The organism is Sporosarcina sp. P7 (genome assembly GCF_002743425.1).
Taxonomy (GTDB): domain Bacteria; phylum Bacillota; class Bacilli; order Bacillales_A; family Planococcaceae; genus Sporosarcina.
Genome location: NZ_PDZF01000007.1, coordinates 85,209 through 103,961, shown reverse-complemented (window position 1 = coordinate 103,961; position 18,753 = coordinate 85,209). Strand labels below are relative to the sequence as shown.

Here is an 18,753-nt window from a genome sequence, read left to right as displayed (position 1 = left end):
AAAGGAAGCGGTCGTGTGCAATTACCTAAAAATGAAAAAGGCTATGCATTAGTGCTTGTCTTGCTTGTCATCATATTTATCATGATAGGTAGTGCTGTTTTCATGAGGGGATCGATTAGCAATGCTAAACAGCAACGTATTGTAGATGACAACCATCTGGCATATACTGCTGCTGAAATGGGTGTAGATTATTATAAATGGCTGTATATAAATAAATTTAAAGCAGAAAGACGTAAAATTTGGAACAATACAAAGTTGGACTATGAGAGCGATAAGATCATGATAAATAACAAAAGTATAACACCTGAAAAAAAACAAGAAGAGCTTAAGCAAGCGGCAAAAAACTGGCAAAATCAAATGGTTGATCAACTTCTCAACCTTCACTTCACTAATCTTGAAAAAACGAAGCCAGATACAACAGATTCTTTACAATATAGTATTTTAGGACCTGTAAACTATACTAGAGTAAAAGACTCCGCGGATAGGTATATAGGTTTACTAGTCAAAGGCAAAGTTCTGGGGGAATATGGAAAAGGAAGCAAACGAGCGAAAAGTTTGGATTTTGAGCTACTGTTTGATTTTCCGTTGCTAGTTGAGGATAGTATTTCCAACCCGCCAAACAATGGAGGGAATTCTTTGACGATTCCCGTTGTGGACATTCAAAGTTTAATTGAAAGCAATAAGCAAACTACACCATGTACTATTAATCCTAACAATGAAAAATGCTTGGGACAGAAATCTACTGATACTCATTTTACCGCAATAAATTCCATTGTGTATTTTCCATTCGGTTATACAAAAGGAAATGGTAATATCGGAATAGATTTTAAGAATACGCAAATATATTCAAAAGGAAACATTGAGCTACCTAATATGAATACTATGAATAACATAACCATGTATGCTGAGGGAAATATTGAACTGAAAAACTTAAATGGAGCTAATCAAGCAAATCTATATACAACCGGAAGTATTGAATTTAAGAATGCTAGCTCGGGTTATTCGAATTCTATACTTTATGCAAAAGGAGCTATGGACGGGAAAAATACCGAATTCAAAAACATGAAAATAGTTGTCGACGGTAACTACACTGGAGAAAAATTTGCGCTAACTAGCAAGTCAGTTATGGTAGTCGGTAAAGAACTTACAATGAAGAAAGCAGGTTGTATATACAATTCCAACTTAGTTGTTAAGGGGAATTTAGTTGTAGAGAAGTCGCTTGTTATTAAAAACAATTCCAAAGTTTGCGTTGGTGGAAATATTGATTTTAATAAGATAGATCTGAAAACAATGGATTCAAATAGTAAAATTTATTTTGTGGAGGAAAAAGCCAACCCCCAAAATATTATGGGTAAATATACAAACTTAATTCCGGTGAAAGAATCTGTATTTAAAACTAATCCACAAGCGTTATATGATAACTGTGTTGGCGGTGGAAGTGGAAGCGACAGTTCGGGAATTACAGATAACCCTAATTGGGAGCCTCCTGAAATCGATGTTACATATAATTAATCAAAGTCAGGAGATTTACTATGAAACTAAAACAATACAAAATTAGCCTCGTCTTAGGTGCTCTATTACTAGTCATCTCCGCCATTTTCGCCCAACAAGCTTATGCAGGGGACGGCTTCTTCTCAAACTTTAAAAAGTTTAGTAAACACACGTATGCGGGCCCGTTTGACATATCAAAGCATAATCGTAAAGAGGCGAAAGAAAAATTAGTAAATGATTTTTTAGAGCTTGAACAGAACGTGGCCATGCAGCTGATTGTGCAAGATCTTCGAGTAGACGTTCCGGCAGAGGTAGTACATTTTGATCCAGACGCTACGCTAAACGAAGCGAAAAGTGGAGTGGATAATTCATTAATCGCAAATGTCTCTAGGGAAGGGCTTCGTACGGTAATGAAACAAAATTTCCATTCGCTTTCATTCAGTGAAGATGACGTGGAGAAAATAGCCGCACAACTAGAAGTTCAGCTACAGAGCGGCATTATGCCACAACAAGTATATATAGCGGATTTTATACCTGATTTATACGAGCAGAAACAAGTGATTGCTACTGCCGCATATGAAGTGGATGAGTTAGAAAAAGGTTTGCGTTTATTGATGGACGATTTGAATGGTTTAGAAATTCAGCCGAATTCTACCTTTTCATTCCGTGAATATTTGAGCGGTAAAGAGTCTGCTAGTGCGACAGATTTACAGATGACTATTATGTCTTCTCTTCTGTATAAAGCAGCATTGCAGACGAATTGGGTTATAGATGAACGCAATATTTCATCTGAATTACCTGCGGGCGTTGAACCAGGATTTGAAGCAGCGATCAATCGTAAGCTCGATTTAGATTTTCAGTTCACGAACCCCAATCAAACCGTCTTCACGATTCGTACGGCTTGGACAGGCGCTCAATTGGAGCTGTCGATTGAAGGTCTACCGTTTGTGCATCGTTACGATACCGAAGTGGAGAAAATCACAAAGTATGATCCGAAAACGGTTATCCGTTATAGCGCCTTTGTAAATGCAGGGGCGATTGAAGTGGTGGATAAAGGCAAGAAAGGCATGGAGGTTGCGGTTAAACGGAATATTCTATTGAATGGTTCATTGCAAGAAATGGAAGATGTGTCAATAGATTTCTATGCGCCAAAACCGATTATTGAACGACATAGTTTAAAAAAGGTAGTAGAGAAAGTTCCTGAGAGTGATGTGGATAGTGCTTCAAGCAATACCGATGGAAACACATCAGGTAATGGCTCGACAGATAACCCGTCTACTTCATCTAACGGAAAAGGTTCGACTTCTTCAAATGGTGGCGGATCAGGTAGCGATGGAAGCCCAGGCTCGGGCAATACGGGTTCTTCTTCAAGTAATGGAACGGGTAGCGGCGGTTCGGGAGCAGTTAATGGAAGTGGTTCAAGTAACACAAATGTCCCGACTGGAAAAGATGATGTGAAATATGATTACGATAAAGGTGGCAATCTTATAAAAGTCGACAAGAATGGTGATCCAATCGATTGATAGAGGGGGATTGAGATGGCGACAACTAGAAAGCGTCTTGGAGATTTATTAATAGAATCCGGTTTGCTGACGGACGAGCAGTTAATGAGTACGTTGAAAGAAAAAACTCGCGATGAGCGACTAGGTGATGCGTTATTGCAACGCGGGTATATTACGGAGCAACAGTTGATTGAAGTGTTAGAGTTCCAGCTAGGAATTCCTCACGTCAACTTATTCCGTTATCCGTTTGATCCGAAGTTGTTTAATATTGTACCTAAAAGTTTGGCGCAGCAAAAAATGATTGTTCCGTTAAAAAAAGATGGAGATAAATTATTCGTCGCCATGGCGGACCCGATGGATTACAATACGATTGAAGATTTACGGTTGTCTACTGGTTTCCATATTGATACTGCAATTGCGTCAAAAGACGATATTACACGAACAATCACTAGATATTATGATGATGAATTATTTGATGACTTGCTGTTTGAAGAACCCGAAACATCTGCTAGTCAGGCAGAGCAACAGGATGACATCGTTGATAATGATTCTCCTGTTGTACGTCTAGTGAACCAGATTATTTCTAGTGCAGTTTCTATGAAGTCGAGTGATATTCATATTGATCCTCAAGAACACCAAGTCATCATCCGCTTCAGAATTGATGGAAAACTGCAGACTGAACGGGTCATACCGAAGCATATGCAGGCTATGCTTCTAGCCCGAATCAAAATCATGGGGAATTTGAACATTACTGAATCACGCATGCCACAGGATGGGCGCATCAAAGTAATGATTGATTTCCGTCCAATCGACCTACGGTTATCAACTTTACCGACAGTTTTTGGTGAAAAAGTCGTTATGCGTATTTTGGACTTGAGTAGCTCATTGAATGATATGACAAAGCTTGGTTTTGGTCCAACGAATCTGGAACGTTTTCTTGGAGAAATTGAGAAGCCGAACGGTATTGTGTTGATCTCTGGACCTACTGGTTCGGGTAAATCATCTACATTATACGCGGCGTTGAATCGGTTAAATAGCGAAGAGGTAAATATTATTACGATTGAAGATCCGGTAGAGTATCAATTGGAAGGAATTAATCAGATTCAAGTGAATACGAATGTGGGATTAACGTTTGCGAAAGGGTTACGTTCTATATTGCGTCAAGATCCTGATGTGGTCATGGTAGGAGAAATTCGGGATAAAGAGACGGTAGAAATTGCGATACGAGCTTCTTTGACAGGACATTTGGTTTTGAGCACAATCCACACGAATGACTCGGTTGCATCTATATCACGGCTACTTGATATGGGTGTAGAGCCATTCCTTTTGACTGCCTCCCTTAATGCAATTGTAGCTCAACGATTGATCCGACGTGTATGCCGGGACTGCGGCACTACACAGCTAGCTACTGATCGTGAAAAAGAAATTTTCGCTAGACGTAGGAAAACGATTGAAACGATTCATCGCGGTGCGGGTTGTTCTGCATGTAATATGACAGGATATCGCGGAAGGATTGCGATTCATGAAGTATTGATCATCAATGCTGAAATGCGTAATGCGATCAACAATAGCGCATCGCCTACTGTATTCCGTGAAATCGCAGAGAAGAGTGCAACGATTTTCCTGATAGATGATGGTTTGGAAAAAGTGAAACAAGGCATTACCACTACTGAAGAAGTGTTGAGAGTGGCCTTGATAGATTAGGAGTGTTTGCGGTGACCGAAAGAATTGATCAATTATTAACTGAAGCCTTTACTATCAAAGCGTCTGATATTCATTTGACTGTTGGCGTGCCCCCAGTTTTCCGAGTACATGGTGATTTGAAACGATTTGGTGAAATCGTTATGACCGAGGAAGACACAAAAGAAATTGCTTATCAAACGATTCCAGAAAAGATGATTCCTGCATTTAAAGAAGCTGGACAGATTGACTATTCTTATGAAATCGCTGGCGTTTCTCGTTTCCGTGTCAACGCATTCCAACAACGCGGTGCGATATCATTAGCATTTCGGACGATTCCTACAAAGATACCTACGATCGATGAGTTGAATATGCCGGGAACGTTGAAGAGCTTATCTGACACTGCACAAGGACTAATTTTAGTTACAGGGCCAACTGGTTCGGGTAAGTCCACAACACTTGCGGCAATGATTCGTTATATGAATGAAACGATGCGAAAGCATATTATTACGTTAGAAGATCCAATTGAGTATATGCATGAGCATGGTTCTTCTATTATCGATCAACGGGAAGTCGGTTTTGATACACTGTCGTTTGCGGACGGCTTACGTGCTGCTTTACGTCAAGATCCGGATGTCATATTAGTAGGTGAGATGCGTGACCTGGAGACGATCTCTACGGCTATCACTGCTGCGGAAACCGGTCATTTAGTTCTTGCGACGTTACACACATGGAGTGCCGCTTCGACAATTGATAGAATTATAGACGTATTTCCTCATGGGCAACAGGCACAAATTCGCGTGCAGTTGGCAGGTGTTTTAAAGGCAGTCGTTTCCCAGCGATTATTCCAGACTATGGATAAGCAAGGAAGACGTGCGGCGACAGAGATTATGATTAATAATCCCGCTGTATCAAACTTGATACGGTCTGAGAAAATTCACCAGATTCCGAACGTCATTCAGACAAGCCGTGCACTTGGAATGCATATGATGGACCACTCCGTAAAGAATTTGATGGATCAGAGAATCATTTCGTATGAAGCGGCATTGCCGTTTATGCAAGGGGATGATTAAGAGTGGCTCGTTTTACATATGAAGGGCGAGATGCGAAAGCGATTCGCCGTGGTACAGTGACGGCTACGAATAAGCGAGATGCAGCGATTAAACTTAAAGATCAGGGAATTCGTGTAGTAAATCTTGTTGAGCAGAAAGAAACGATGCTAACGAAGGATATTACGATCGGTAGTCCGGTGAAGCGTGATCAATTGATTATGTTCTTACGGCAGTTTTCTACACTTCTTCAAGCAGGAGTCACGATTGTGGATGCAGTAAGGATATTATCTATGCAGGTGGAGCAGGCGGCATTTCGAAAGATTTTGACCGCAGTTCAAGAAGATTTACGCACAGGTACAGCGTTATCTGTAGCTTTCGGAAAACATCCTAAAGTGTTTGAGCCGTTAATTTTAAACATGGTGGCGGCAGGAGAAGTTTCGGGTACGGTAGATGAATCATTGGATCAATTAGCAGAGCATTTTGAGAAAGCGTATCGTACAAGACAAAAAGTCACATCAGCGATGGCATATCCAGTTGTAGTAGGCATTATAGCGATCACTGTAGTCATTTTTCTTCTATGGTTCGTCGTACCGATGTTCCTAGATATGTTTGATAGCATAGGTGGACAACTACCTTGGCTAACTCGAGCGGTAATGGCAGCTAGTGAATGGATTGCAAACTACTGGTACTTGTTCATTCTTATAGTTTCAATTCTAGTTGTTGGGTACATCATGTTCAGAAGCAACCCAAAAGGGAAATATATTCTGGATACTATCTTGTTGAAATTACCTATATTCGGTAGTATTGCTCAAAAGTCTTCCCTTGCCATGATGACACGCACATTAAGTTCCATGTTTTCGAGCTCTGTACCAATTTTACAGGCCCTGTCTATGACAGAAAGGGTGGTGGGGAATGAAGTCATTTCAAAAGTGATTGGTGAGTCTAGAGTATCCATGGAGCGTGGCGGTTCCTTGACAGAACCCATGTTAAATCACTGGGCATTCCCACCATTAATTCCTCATATGATTGCAATTGGCGAAGAAACTGGTTCTTTAGACTCCATGTTAGCAAAAGTTGCCGATTTTTATGAGAAAGAAGTAGAAGCAGCTACAGACCGCTTAAAGGCTTTGATAGAGCCTTTAATGATTGTTTTCTTAGCTGCAGTAGTCGGGACTATAGTTTTGGCAATCATGTTACCGATGTTTAGTATGTTTGAGCAGATAGATAATTTGTAACGGAAATAACAAAAGTTAGTAATAATTTTAAGTTTTTTCAATTAAACTAGTTTTAATTTACTAGTGTCTCTGGTATACTATACTCATAAAGTATGATAGACAAGAGGGGGGGAATTATATGAAAAAGTTTATGCAGAAGAAATTGAATCAAAAAGGTTTGACACTTGTCGAGCTATTAGCGGTTATTGTTATTTTGGGTATTATTGCTGCGATTGCGGTGCCGGCTATTGGGAATATTATTACGAATTCTAAGGTTAATGCATTAAAGTCTGATGGACAAAATGTATTATCTGCTGCACAGATGTACTTTGCAGAAAACGGTGAAAAGTCAGTTGACCTTACGAAGTTAACTACAGAAGGATTTTTAAATGAAGTTGGTGGCCTTACATCAGCAACAGTTACAAAAGTAGATGGCGGATCAAATACTTTAGTAGGTACCGCAACGACAAAAGGTGTTACAGTAACTTTCAAAGGTTCGACTTCTAAAAATATTACTGATGCTGCAGTTAAAGGAACTACCGGTACAGTTGAAGTGACGAGATAAGTATCTTTCCATAATTATATTACTTAATTCATTAAAACTCTGCAGATATTCCCTGCAGAGTTTTTTAAAAATCAATTTTTTTAGAAATGTGAATAATCATAGATTCAATAAATTCAATTGTGCAACTTATAAGATTGTACTCTTGTGAAGAAACTTCTTGCCGACACTCGTCGTGTTACGCTCGTTAAAGATGCTAACGGTTATATTACTAAACGTTGCTAGTTCATATTTTATTGAACACATTGAAATTAATTATTATATTAACTCTGTAGGTATTCTTCCATTAATTCAACTGTGTTCTCTTTAAAGCGAAAACTTAGTCAATTACATATTGTGGATTGTTGAAGCTAACCCCTTTGGATTTGTAGTAAAGCATACGTCGAGGAAAATGACGTTAAATTTCGAAAACCACTGTCGAAATGATTAATAATAGTGAGAAATCCACAAAAGTTAGAACTGAAAAATGTGATGAATTACCCTCCATATCAGGTGATTAATTACAATGCTTAATATTTCGTAAGCTCTTCCTACCAGTCTTCCTTTCTCCCAACACTTTTGCTATACTTACCATAACTAGTTTACTAGGAAATAATCACCAAACACCCCGCGTTTGCTCGTCTGGAAGGAGTTCATTTATGTCAATTTTTTCTAAACTAAAACGCCCACTTTCCAAACTTTCTATACCTACACTCAGCCGTAAAAAGCGTGTGCATTCGTTAACTCTTGACGACGATGCGATCCGGTACGTGCGTATAAAGTCCTTGAATCCGATCGTGCTGGAAATCGCGAAAGAATTGTTGTTGCCAGCACATATCATAATGGAAGGCCGAATAGCCGAAGGGGATAAGCTCCGCGATGTTCTGACGGAGGTTGTGAAAGATTGGAATCTTGTGAAGCGTGACGTGGCGTTTCTTGCGCCTGATACATATGTCATCATCCGACGCGTTGCGTATCCTGACACGGTGGAAGATGAAGAGCTGAAAAGCCATTTCTTTATCGAGATCGGTTCGACGATTTATTTGCCTTTTGACGATCCGGTGTTTGATGTCGTTCCTTATACAGCTAATAAATCGCAAAATGAAGCGATTTTGATTGCGTCTAAAGAAAGTATTATGCAGACCTATGAGGAAGTGCTGAAGTCCGTAAAAGTGGAGCCTGTTGTGGCGGATATTGCACCGCTTTCTCTGTATCGCCTGGCACATCATGTCCACCAATTTGAGGGGTCGGAACATATTCTCCTTGCTGATTTGCGTGGTCGTAGCCTGACTGTGTCTATTTTCTATTCCCATTATCCTTTGTTCATTCGCTCGATGGAACTGGAAGTACCGCTTAGCATGACAACAGGCGAAGAGCTAGAGCAACGAGTTGAGCCGGATACGATTGTCATGGAACTCGAGAAGCTAGCGAACTTCTATCGCTTTAATTTGGCGGAGAATGATTCCGCTATTACCCATCTAGTGTGGAATGGTACATATACACAACAAGAAGAATTATTGCAGATGGTACGAGAACGTTTAACGATCGAAGCACTTCCCTTAGTGAACGAGCCGATTAGTTGTGTGGACGGAACAGAAATTACTGCGGATTTCCACCGGGTTATTGGTCTCGCGCTGAAGGAAGAGGTGTAATATGTTAGTTGATATAAATCTACTGCCGGAAAAGATCCGTGAGAGGGCTACTTTTCTTTGGATAGCGATTGCAATACTTTTAGTCGCATTCCTTAGTTGGATTGTGCTTTATTTCATTGCGCAAAAATATGATGATGAAGCGGGGACGTTGCAACAATCCACGTATGAAATACAGAAACAACAAGAAGGTATAACGTCCCAAATGCATTTGTCTGCATTCGGTCAGGAAAAAGAACAATTAGCAGCGACTGTAGAGTTTCTAAAAGGGCACCAATATAAAACACAACCGCTTATAGATGATCTAACGAAAGCCTTGCCAGATCGAGGGTTTTTCCAAGAGCTAACGTTCACTGCGCCCAATGAAGTGACATTGAAAGTACAGTTTGATGACTTGATGGAGCCGGCGCTTTATCTAACCCGAATGAAAGCTTCGTCGTTAGTGATCGACGCGACGTTCGAAGGAATTGAAACGGAAAAACTAGACATCGATGAGCGGGAGAATGTCTTGCCTAGATATTTTGCTACTTATTTCATTCAATTTGTCGATGAACGTGCGCTACCAAGAACAGACGCAGACGTTGATCCTGATGTGATTCAAGAACCGCAAGAGAAACCACAAGAACCTGCCCCTGAAGAACTACAACCTCCTGTAGATGCGAATACGGAAGGAGGCGATACGGTTGAATAAATATTTATCTAAACGTCAGATGGAGATTGGTTTAGTCGTATTGGCTTCCATTTTCCTTATTGCACTTGTCTATTACACGGTGACGAACGTCTTTTTGCCAGCAAAAGAAATGAAGGATCAGACGGCGGCTCAGTTTGCTTCAGAACGTGATGTGTTGTTTTCCTTACAAAAACAATTAGCGAATAGAGATGTAAATGAAACTGTAACGTCTGCACCACTTCAAAAAGTTGTGCCTGTCATTCCGTTAGAAGATGCATTGCTGATTCGTCTGGAGAAGGCGGAAGTAAAGTCCGATAGTCGAATAGAAGAAATTAATTTCTCGAAAGAAGTATTCAATATTGAATTATTGCCTGAAAATGTACAAAATCTTGAAACTGTTTTGATGGAAGTGACACTCGCTGCAGATACATATAAGCAAGTCGATACGTTCATTTACGAGATTGAAGAAATGATTCGACTGATAAATGTAGAGACGATTCAATTCGAAGCGACTGCCGAGAAAACGGAAGAGGAATCGGATATCGGTGAAATGAAAGTTGTGATTTCATTCCATGCGTACTTCCGTCCGGATCTTGTCAATTTACAAAATGAGGCGCCGAAAGTAGACGCGCCGCCACCTGCGATGAAATTCGATCCAACGACGATCAATAAAATGACAGGTACTGAGAAAGCGGGGTAAGGAGGTAATCCATGGAATGGCTCTATAGTAGTTTTTTCTTCCTTTACGGCATTACGTTTGGCTCGTTCTTTAACGTAGTCGGCATACGTTTGCCGGTAAAGGAATCCATCGTGTCACCACCTTCTCGCTGTACGACATGTGATCGTAATCTGACCGCAGTAGATCTGGTGCCGGTTTTCTCTTACGTATTTTTGCGTGGGAAGTGCCGTGGATGTAAAGAGAAGATCAGTGCTCTATATCCCGTGATGGAGCTGATCACGGGTGTGCTGTTCGTCTGTGCGTTCTTACACTTCGGATTTCAATGGGAATTCGTTGTGGCTTTGTTATTTATTTCCATGTTGGTTATTTTAACGGTATCCGATCTAAAGTATATGTTGATTCCGAATAAAATTTTATTGCCGTTTGGTATTGCAATTTTCATCTTGCGCTTCGTCAGTCCGCTGACGCCCTGGTGGGATAGCTTGCTTGGAGCTGCGGTGGGGTTCGGTTTGTTGCTATTGATTGCCTTCGTGTCGAACGGTGGTATGGGCGGTGGCGATATTAAGTTGTTTTTCGTTATTGGTTTGGTGCTCGGAACGATGCAGACGTTAGTGACGCTGTTTCTCGCTTCATTGATAGGCGCGATTGTCGGCATGATCTTCTTAAAAAAGACGAAGCAAGGACGTAAAACACCTGTGCCATTCGGTCCTTCGATTGCGGTCGCTGCACTCATTGCTTATTTCTATGGGACGCAGCTTGTCAGTTGGTATACAGGTTTGTTGAACTAAATCGGTAAATGTTTATGGACGAGACGACAACAGTCTCGTCTTTTTTTACGTTCATTTTGATATGGTGAAAGAAAACTAGTGGAGTGATGGAATGAATTTCCGCAGGACGTATTCAAAGAACATTGTGATTCGGGCGTTAGTGCAAGGGATAGCGATCGGCTTGGTCGCAGTACTAGTGATCGGGCTGACGATATCGACTACGGGAGAGAAAAAGGATAAGGCGAATGAGACGGTAGCGACGACTGGGCCGAAGACAGACGAGCAAGGCGGAGCGGCTGAGGGTGGAGATACTATGTTCGTTAAGCAGCATGGTGTGTTTTCCAGTCAGGAGGCAGCGACGGATTTCGTGGCGGACAATCCGAGTCTCGCAAGTACGGCTATCGTGCCAGCGGGGGGACAGTTCTATGTCTGGGGAGCGGTTTGGCTGAACGAGAGTGATGTAATTTTGAAGGAAGGCGAAGATGCATTTAAGAAGAGAATTACAATCGTACCGGGCACTTGCAAGTCTGCGGATGCCGGCGAGGTGAGAAAAGCGTTGCTTGCTGAGGATCTATCGAAAATTGAATTGTCTAAAGATGCAAAAGACGCGAAAAAAGGGGGAGACTTTGCGAAGAAAATGACCGCCATTACTGCATTTACAAAGGATTCCTCTGTCGCGAGACTGCATCTGTTGGCGCATTACTCGAATCAAGACCCGTGCTTCAAAATTCAATTTTGATCCCATATACGGGGGAGAATTGAATTTTGCCCTTTTTTCAAATCGCGTGGAATAGCGTACACTAGGAAAAAGGGGGTTGTTCCAATGAAATTTAGTAGTTTAAAACCTATTGTGCTCGCATCTTCCTCGCCGAGACGTAAAGAATTATTACAGCTTGCAGGAATTGATTTTATCGTGAGACCGAGCGATGTAGACGAGAATTTACCGTTTACACCGGAAGAGCCATATGAATATGCGGTTCGTCTGTCTGAGCAAAAGGCGCTTGCGGTAGTTGAATCAGAAGAAGAAATCATCATTGCGGCAGATACAATTGTAGTGAAAGATGACAAAGTGTTCCCAAAGCCAGAAGATGACGCGCAAGCCATTGACTTCTTGATGGAGCTTTCTGGAGAGCTACATGAAGTGATTACAGGTGTGACGATCCTTGCGAACGGGAAGACGATACAGTTTGCTGGTTTGTCTCAAGTGAAGTTCAGGAAACTGGATGAAGAGCTCGTTCGTGCATATGTGGAATCAGGAGATGCTTCAGATAAAGCAGGTGCGTACGGCATCCAAACGCAAGGGATGCTGTTTGTGGAAAATATGGTAGGCGATTATCAAAACATCGTAGGGTTGCCGATCAGTGATCTAGTCAACCGGATGCGTCAGGAAGGGTTGCTAACTTTAGAAGGTGGTGCGTAATGCCGCTTGATTTAGCTCCGCAAATGATGATCCGTGATGTGCATATCGCTGACAGGCCTCGTGAGCGTTTAATACGAGAAGGGGCGAGCAGTTTATCCAACCAAGAGCTGATGGCGATTCTGTTGCGCACCGGCTCCCGCTCGGAATCTGTTCTCGTACTCGCCAACCGTGTGTTGTCGACAATTGACCGTTTACAAGATTTGAAAGAGTTAACAGTGGACGAGATGACCAAAATTAAAGGGATTGGTGAAGCGAAGGCGGTGCAGTTATTGGCTGCCGCAGAACTCGGCAAGCGATTGTATCGAACGGCCCCGCACGAACGCTATAAGATTCGTTCACCGGAAGATGCCGCGAATTATTTAATGACGGATATGTCGTCGTTGAATCAAGAACATTTCGTGGTGTTATTTTTGAATGTAAAAAATGAAGTGTTACATAAGCAAACGATTTTCATTGGCAGTTTGAATTCTTCCATAGTACATCCGCGTGAAGTGTTCCGTGAAGCTTTTAAACGGTCGGCCGCATCGATGATTATTTCACATAATCATCCAAGTGGCGACACGACACCTTCGAGGGAAGACATCGAAGTGACGAAACGACTGATGGAAGCGGGTCAGATCATGGGCGTGGATGTGCTCGATCATATCATTATCGGTGATCAGAAATTCATCAGTTTAAAAGACAAAGGGTACATCTAAAAGCGTGAAAATTGTCGCGCGAAAGTAGAGAGACTGGTAAATCAGTCTCTTTTTCGATGTTTTTTGCAAACTGGCCGGGTGACACTGTAAATTAAGTTACCTTTCCGTTATAATGTGGTGTATGCTTTTAAGAATACCGATGATGGTTTTATAGAAAGGGAGAATTGACTTGTTTGGTTTCAGATCAAGAAACGTAGGAATTGACTTGGGGACAGCCAATACTCTAGTTTTCATTAAGGATAAAGGTATTGTGCTAAGGGAACCTTCTGTCGTAGCGAAAAATACGACGACCGGTGAAATCGTAGAGGTAGGCAGTAAAGCGCATGCCATGATCGGACGTACACCGACTTCAGTCGTGGCAATTCGCCCGATGCGAGAAGGAGTCATTGCAGATTTTGAAACAACAACTGCCATGATTCGTCATTATTTAAAAGAAGCGCTAAAATCAGCAGGAAATTCATGGACGAAACCGACCGTTATGGTTTGTGTGCCATATGGTATTACATCGGTTGAGCAACGCGCGGTGATCGATGCTGCACGTCAAGCGGGTGCGAAAGAAGCATATACGATCGAAGAACCTTTTGCGGCTGCAATTGGTGCGAATTTGCCAGTATGGGAACCAACGGGCAGTATGGTCGTCGATATAGGCGGAGGTACGACGGAAGTGGCCATCATTTCTCTAGGCGGCATCGTGACGAGTACTTCGATCCGTGTTGGTGGAGATTCTATGGATTCAGCTATCATAACGTATATCCGTAAAGAATATAAATTGATGATCGGTGAACGTACTGCCGAAAACATCAAAATGCAAATTGGTTCGGCATTTGATTTAGATAAGACGGAGAAAATGGACATCCACGGTCGTGACTTATTGACAGGCTTGCCGAAAACGATGGAAATTAATTCGCAGGAAATCACGAAAGCGTTGCGTGAGCCGATGGATTTGATTATTGAAGGTATGAGAAAGACGCTGGAACAGACACCACCTGAATTGGCGTCAGACGTTATGGAACGTGGAATTGTCTTAACAGGTGGCGGTTCATTACTTCGTAATCTCGATAAAGCAATTTCTGAAGAAACAAAAATGCCTGCATTTGTAGCAGAAGATACGCTAGACTGCGTAGTGATTGGAACAGGTAAAGCTTTGGATAATTTAAAACTCATTAAAAAAATTCAATCATAATATTAATTGGAGGAGATGTAGGCAATGCCGCGTTTTTTTTCCAATAAACGATTAATCATTTTATTAGTAGGAGTAATCGTCCTTGTGGCATTAATTGCATTTTCACTTCGCGACCGAAATCATGCAAATGTACCGGAACAAGCAGTGAAGGATGTCGTAGGTTTCGGGCAGTCGCTCGTTACGAAACCAGCCCACTTTGTGACGGGACTGATTGAAAATATTGATACGATGCTTAATACATACGAAGAAAACAAACGATTAAAAAAGCGTCTGGAAACGTATGCCGCCATGCAAGCGGAGTTGGTGGATGTCAAAGCAAATAATGTGAAGCTACGTGGAATTATTGATAAGCAAGAAGATCTGCGCGCATTTGAGCCGATACAAGCCACGGTGATCTCACGCAATCCTGATCAATGGGAAGAGAAGATTATCATAGACAAAGGAACGACAGCTGGAGTGGACGTCAATATGGCGGTCATGACGGCGCAAGGTCTGATTGGTAAAGTCATTTTGTCGACTCCATTCACGTCAACAGTCGAATTGATTTCAACGGAAAATAGCGATTTCCGTGTGGCGGCTATGGTAGTTGGCGAAGAAGAAATGTTTGGTTTAATCGAAGGATACGATCGGACTTCGAGACAATTGATCATGAAGAGGCTAGATTCGAGCTTCAATGTAAAAAAAGGGATGCAAGTGATATCTTCAGGGCTTGGAGGAATCTTCCCTAAAGGCATTTTAATAGGGGAAGTAACCGAAGTTTCTACGGACGACTACGGACTGACGAAACTGGCCTATATAAAACCGGCAGCTACTTTCTCAAAACTAGATCATGTGATGATCGCAAAGCGTTCCATGACGGTTGTCGATGGGACTGACGGGGGCAACTCCGCAACGACTAAAGGAGACGATGAGTCATGATCCGATTCATCATTCCGTTAATTGCTATCCTATTATTTTTCCTAGAACCTATCTTCAGTCTGTTTTCACCGATTGAAATTAACGGTAATTTATATGTCACGGTCCCTAGGTTCCTAATTGTCTATTTAATTTTCATTGCGACTTATTATACAAGCAAGCGAGCGATTATTTACGGATTTGTCCTTGGACTGTTGTATGATATGTATCATATTGATATTATTGGATTATACACATTCATGTATCCACTGATTTGTTATGTTGCGGCGTTAGTAATTCGACAAATTGAGCGTCATACCGTGACGGTTATGGTATTATCAGTAGTAATGATTGTGTTACTGGAATTGTTGTCGTACTTTTTTGCTAGTGTGATTGCGTTAACGTCCATTGATTTCGGCGAATTCTTTACGAGTCGACTCGTTCCGACAATGATTGCGAATTCATTATTTATCGTGATGTTCGGCTATATGTTCAAACAGATTACAGAGAAAAGATTTTTTCAAAAACAAGCAGGTTTTTAAGTATTGTGAGGTGATGTAGGTGACGAAATCACAGTTGATAACGATAAAAGGAACAAAAGACGGCTTAGTATTACGATTGGATGACCATTGCGCATTTACCGAATTGCTAAGTGAGTTGAAAGAAAAAGTTCAGAGCAGCGTACTTGAAGGTGTGTCTGAAGTACAGTTGCATCTAGGGCATCGTTATTGTGACGAGAAAGACATGAACAAGATTCAATCGGTCATTCATACTTCCCCTCATTTGCGAGTTTCGAAGGTACATAGTGACGTCATTTCGTTAAAAGAGTGTGAGAGAAAGTTGATCGAGAAGCAGTCCGAAACCTATATAGGAATCGTTCGATCGGGTCAGGTCGTAAAGGCTGATGGCGATTTGGTCATTATCGGTGATGTGAATCAGAGTGCGCAAGTCATTGCGGGCGGCAGTATTTATGTACTGGGTCGTGTCAAAGGCATTGCACATGCGGGAGCACAAGGCAATAAAGACGCAGTCATTGCTGCATCTTGGCTGGAGGCGACGCATCTGAAAATTGCGGATAAGATCGAAATCATGACCGACGAATTGACGATTCTTTCTGAGCAACCTGAAATGGAATGTGCGTATCTTCAAAAGAATGGGCAGATTGCGATAGACCGTCTTCAGGAGCTCCGATATTTACGTCCGGACCTTGCTACATTTAAGGGAGGTATATAATTTGGGAGAAGCAATTGTCATTACTTCTGGTAAAGGTGGCGTTGGAAAAACCACGACGTCAGCCAATCTTGGTACCGCTCTTGCGTTACAAGGGAAAAAAGTGTGTTTAGTCGATACAGATATCGGTCTGCGTAACTTGGACGTAATTCTTGGCCTGGAAAACCGAATTATTTATGATTTGGTCGATGTGGTGGAAGAGCGTTGCAAAGTACATCAGGCCCTTGTGAAAGATAAGCGCTTCGAGGATCGATTGTTCTTGCTGCCAGCAGCACAGACGACCGATAAGAGTGCCGTGAATCCGGAACAAATGAAGAAGCTCGTTTTAGAATTAAAACAGGATTATGATTATGTTTTAATTGACTGCCCAGCAGGAATTGAACAAGGATTCAAAAATGCGATTTCTGGTGCGGACCGCGCGATTGTCGTGACGACTCCAGAGATTTCTGCTGTACGTGACGCAGACCGTATTATTGGACTGCTTGAAGCAGAAGAAGAACTTGAACCGCCGAAATTGATTATCAACCGCATTAGAAGCGGTATGATGGAAAGCGGCGAAACATTGGATGTCAATGAAATCACGACGCATTTATCGATTGATTTATTAGGTATCGTAATGGATGATCAAAACGTTATTTCTGCTTCAAATAAAGGCGAACCTGTCGTGATGGACCCGACAAACCCTGCTGCAATCGGTTATCGCAACATTGCACGACGCATCTTAGGTGAGTCTGTGCCGTTGATGACGATGGAGAAAAGCAAAGCAGGATTCTTCGGCAAGATCAAGAATATGTTCAGTAAATAATACAAACTCAAAGCTCAGTGCCTTTTACGGTGCTGAGTTTTTTCATTCGTCATTTATTTCTCCTTCTTTTCATACACTGCAGGTAAGGGAGGGGACGTGATGAAGTGGAAAACAAAATGGATCATGGCCATTGTGCTGTTGGTGTCTGTTGTAGGTTTATCAAAACTGGAAGAACGTCAGCTAATCAATATACCTATTACGCAATATGTGACGACAGGGAAAGATTTTGTGGTGATGAAGAAGTGGGTTTCTTCCTTGATATCAGAAGATGAAGTCATCACGGTATCAGGGAATTCGGCATTTAATCCATTAAAGACGTACGAATCGTTCCAACCCTATCAAGACGGAGCTATTATCTCGTATACACAACCTATGTCGATTACTTCACAAGGAAGCGGACTAGTCGTCTTTACAGGCTATACCAGGCAGTCAGGAAAGACGGTGACTGTTCAGTACGATAACGGTGATGAAGTAACGTATGGGTTTGTAGGCTCGTTCTCAACGCTTCCATACACAGCTGTGAGACTTGGGGATGAGATTGCGGTAATGGCAGAGGAGGCAGTATATATCCGCGTGAAACGTAATGGGATACCGCTGGAGCCTACCGTGTTGGCAACGTATATGTCGGGCGGCCAGCAATGAAGTATCGTATTCATCCGGTATTGTTGCCGATTTTTTTATTTTTCATGATTGTCGGTGGTGTGTCAATGTATGCGATGCTCTTATTCTCTTTACTTTTTCATGAACTTGGACACGTTTTGGCCGCACGACACGTCGGAATGAAAATTAGGAGTTGTACCATCTTACCGTATGGAGGGGAGTTACAATTTGTTAATCGGCAGTTGGCAAATAAACAGCAACGGCTGATCGTGGCGCTAGGTGGACCTGTCGCGACAGCCGTTTTATTAGTACTTGGCATATGTTTGACATTCCCGGGGGATACGCAGTTTTTAAGGATTCAGATGATCTTGCTAAGCGTGAACTTACTACCCATTCTGCCACTTGATGGTGGACAAGTAGTGTCTATTTTGCTAGAGACGGAAGCAACGAAATACACCACTCGCTCAAATTTCCTACTGTATTCTATCGTCGTGTCTGCATCGCTTTGTGCATTTTTAATTGCGTACTTGCCCGATAGTATGCCACTCGTAATAATCACCTCTTTTTTAGCAGTGCAAAACATTATTTCCTATCGTTTTAGAAGGTATGAGCGAGTCTTTGAACAGCTCACTAAAAAAGAAACTTCCTTCTTTTAAAAGATTCTAGGAAGAATGCTTG

20 protein-coding genes are annotated in these 18,753 nt (G+C 41.8%); all 20 read left to right on the top strand.

All coding sequences use genetic code 11. The features are described 5' to 3' along the window. Positions 1 to 15 precede the first annotated feature (15 nt). Positions 16 to 1,512, top strand: coding sequence for a hypothetical protein (locus CSV60_RS08775; RefSeq protein ID WP_099636707.1), 1,497 nt, complete (start codon positions 16 to 18; stop codon positions 1,510 to 1,512). A gap of 20 nt (positions 1,513 to 1,532) precedes the next feature. After that, positions 1,533 to 3,014 (top strand): VanW family protein, encoded by a 1,482-nt coding sequence (locus CSV60_RS08770; protein ID WP_099636706.1) that lies wholly within the window; start codon positions 1,533 to 1,535, stop codon positions 3,012 to 3,014. Between the two features lie 15 nt (positions 3,015 to 3,029). Next, positions 3,030 to 4,697, top strand: coding sequence for a GspE/PulE family protein (locus CSV60_RS08765; RefSeq protein WP_099629805.1), 1,668 nt, complete (start codon positions 3,030 to 3,032; stop codon positions 4,695 to 4,697). Positions 4,698 to 4,708: 11 nt separating this feature from the next. Further along, positions 4,709 to 5,746: a type IV pilus twitching motility protein PilT gene (locus tag CSV60_RS08760; protein WP_099629806.1), complete on the top strand. Its 1,038-nt coding sequence runs from the start codon at positions 4,709 to 4,711 to the stop codon at positions 5,744 to 5,746. Positions 5,747 to 5,748: 2 nt separating this feature from the next. Next, on the top strand, positions 5,749 to 6,960 hold the full coding sequence (locus CSV60_RS08755; RefSeq protein WP_099636705.1) for a type II secretion system F family protein: 1,212 nt from the start codon (positions 5,749 to 5,751) through the stop codon (positions 6,958 to 6,960). Between the two features lie 118 nt (positions 6,961 to 7,078). Next, positions 7,079 to 7,504: a type II secretion system protein gene (locus CSV60_RS08750; RefSeq protein WP_099629808.1), complete on the top strand. Its 426-nt coding sequence runs from the start codon at positions 7,079 to 7,081 to the stop codon at positions 7,502 to 7,504. 635 nt (positions 7,505 to 8,139) lie between these two features. Next, a complete protein-coding gene (pilM, locus tag CSV60_RS08745) occupies positions 8,140 to 9,132 on the top strand; it encodes a type IV pilus biogenesis protein PilM (RefSeq protein WP_099636704.1) in 993 nt (330 codons plus the stop codon). A 1-nt stretch (position 9,133) separates the two neighbouring features. After that, positions 9,134 to 9,820 carry a PilN domain-containing protein gene (locus CSV60_RS08740; protein ID WP_099636703.1) on the top strand — a complete coding sequence of 229 codons (687 nt, stop codon included), beginning with the start codon at positions 9,134 to 9,136 and terminating at the stop codon, positions 9,818 to 9,820. Continuing rightward, positions 9,813 to 10,499, top strand: a complete 687-nt coding sequence (locus CSV60_RS08735) for a pilus assembly protein PilO (RefSeq protein WP_099636702.1) — start codon at positions 9,813 to 9,815, stop codon at positions 10,497 to 10,499. The genes CSV60_RS08740 and CSV60_RS08735 overlap by 8 nt, the downstream gene beginning before the upstream one ends. A gap of 11 nt (positions 10,500 to 10,510) precedes the next feature. Further along, positions 10,511 to 11,266, top strand: coding sequence for a prepilin peptidase (locus CSV60_RS08730; RefSeq protein WP_099629812.1), 756 nt, complete (start codon positions 10,511 to 10,513; stop codon positions 11,264 to 11,266). Positions 11,267 to 11,357: 91 nt separating this feature from the next. Next, positions 11,358 to 11,984 carry a hypothetical protein gene (locus tag CSV60_RS08725; RefSeq protein WP_099636701.1) on the top strand — a complete coding sequence of 209 codons (627 nt, stop codon included), beginning with the start codon at positions 11,358 to 11,360 and terminating at the stop codon, positions 11,982 to 11,984. Positions 11,985 to 12,068: 84 nt separating this feature from the next. Then, the gene (locus CSV60_RS08720; RefSeq protein ID WP_099636700.1) at positions 12,069 to 12,665 is read left to right on the top strand and encodes a Maf family protein; all 597 of its coding nucleotides are present in this window, start codon (positions 12,069 to 12,071) and stop codon (positions 12,663 to 12,665) included. Then, positions 12,665 to 13,363: a RadC family protein gene (gene radC, locus CSV60_RS08715; protein WP_029053688.1), complete on the top strand. Its 699-nt coding sequence runs from the start codon at positions 12,665 to 12,667 to the stop codon at positions 13,361 to 13,363. The genes CSV60_RS08720 and radC overlap by 1 nt, the downstream gene beginning before the upstream one ends. A 169-nt stretch (positions 13,364 to 13,532) precedes the next feature. Then, entirely contained in the window at positions 13,533 to 14,546 is a 1,014-nt protein-coding gene (locus CSV60_RS08710) for a rod shape-determining protein (RefSeq protein WP_099629815.1), read from the top strand. Between the two features lie 24 nt (positions 14,547 to 14,570). Then, complete coding sequence (mreC, locus tag CSV60_RS08705) at positions 14,571 to 15,464, top strand: rod shape-determining protein MreC (RefSeq protein ID WP_099629816.1); 894 nt, start codon at positions 14,571 to 14,573, stop codon at positions 15,462 to 15,464. After that, positions 15,461 to 15,982, top strand: a complete 522-nt coding sequence (gene mreD / locus CSV60_RS08700) for a rod shape-determining protein MreD (RefSeq protein ID WP_099629817.1) — start codon at positions 15,461 to 15,463, stop codon at positions 15,980 to 15,982. Before mreC ends, mreD begins: the two co-directional genes overlap by 4 nt. A gap of 19 nt (positions 15,983 to 16,001) precedes the next feature. After that, the gene (gene minC, locus CSV60_RS08695) at positions 16,002 to 16,673 is read left to right on the top strand and encodes a septum site-determining protein MinC (protein WP_085131026.1); all 672 of its coding nucleotides are present in this window, start codon (positions 16,002 to 16,004) and stop codon (positions 16,671 to 16,673) included. Position 16,674: 1 nt separating this feature from the next. Further along, on the top strand, positions 16,675 to 17,475 hold the full coding sequence (gene minD, locus CSV60_RS08690) for a septum site-determining protein MinD (protein ID WP_099629818.1): 801 nt from the start codon (positions 16,675 to 16,677) through the stop codon (positions 17,473 to 17,475). Between the two features lie 99 nt (positions 17,476 to 17,574). Further along, complete coding sequence (locus CSV60_RS08685; RefSeq protein WP_099629819.1) at positions 17,575 to 18,117, top strand: peptidoglycan DD-metalloendopeptidase family protein; 543 nt, start codon at positions 17,575 to 17,577, stop codon at positions 18,115 to 18,117. Continuing rightward, a complete protein-coding gene (locus CSV60_RS08680; RefSeq protein WP_099629820.1) occupies positions 18,114 to 18,731 on the top strand; it encodes a metalloprotease in 618 nt (205 codons plus the stop codon). The genes CSV60_RS08685 and CSV60_RS08680 overlap by 4 nt, the downstream gene beginning before the upstream one ends. Positions 18,732 to 18,753: the final 22 nt, after the last annotated feature.

Excerpts from the sequence above, each read along its gene's own strand:
- CSV60_RS08770 (WP_099636706.1), top strand. The coding sequence starts at position 1,533 with ATGAAACTAAAACAATACAAAATTAGCCTCGTCTTAGGTGCTCTATTA.
- CSV60_RS08765 (WP_099629805.1), top strand. The coding sequence starts at position 3,030 with ATGGCGACAACTAGAAAGCGTCTTGGAGATTTATTAATAGAATCCGGT.
- CSV60_RS08750 (WP_099629808.1), top strand. The coding sequence starts at position 7,079 with ATGAAAAAGTTTATGCAGAAGAAATTGAATCAAAAAGGTTTGACACTT.
- pilM (WP_099636704.1), top strand. The coding sequence starts at position 8,140 with ATGTCAATTTTTTCTAAACTAAAACGCCCACTTTCCAAACTTTCTATA.
- CSV60_RS08740 (WP_099636703.1), top strand. The coding sequence starts at position 9,134 with ATGTTAGTTGATATAAATCTACTGCCGGAAAAGATCCGTGAGAGGGCT.
- CSV60_RS08730 (WP_099629812.1), top strand. The coding sequence starts at position 10,511 with ATGGAATGGCTCTATAGTAGTTTTTTCTTCCTTTACGGCATTACGTTT.
- CSV60_RS08725 (WP_099636701.1), top strand. The coding sequence starts at position 11,358 with ATGAATTTCCGCAGGACGTATTCAAAGAACATTGTGATTCGGGCGTTA.
- CSV60_RS08720 (WP_099636700.1), top strand. The coding sequence starts at position 12,069 with ATGAAATTTAGTAGTTTAAAACCTATTGTGCTCGCATCTTCCTCGCCG.
- radC (WP_029053688.1), top strand. The coding sequence starts at position 12,665 with ATGCCGCTTGATTTAGCTCCGCAAATGATGATCCGTGATGTGCATATC.
- mreC (WP_099629816.1), top strand. The coding sequence starts at position 14,571 with ATGCCGCGTTTTTTTTCCAATAAACGATTAATCATTTTATTAGTAGGA.
- mreD (WP_099629817.1), top strand. The coding sequence starts at position 15,461 with ATGATCCGATTCATCATTCCGTTAATTGCTATCCTATTATTTTTCCTA.
- CSV60_RS08685 (WP_099629819.1), top strand. The coding sequence starts at position 17,575 with ATGAAGTGGAAAACAAAATGGATCATGGCCATTGTGCTGTTGGTGTCT.
- CSV60_RS08680 (WP_099629820.1), top strand. The coding sequence starts at position 18,114 with ATGAAGTATCGTATTCATCCGGTATTGTTGCCGATTTTTTTATTTTTC.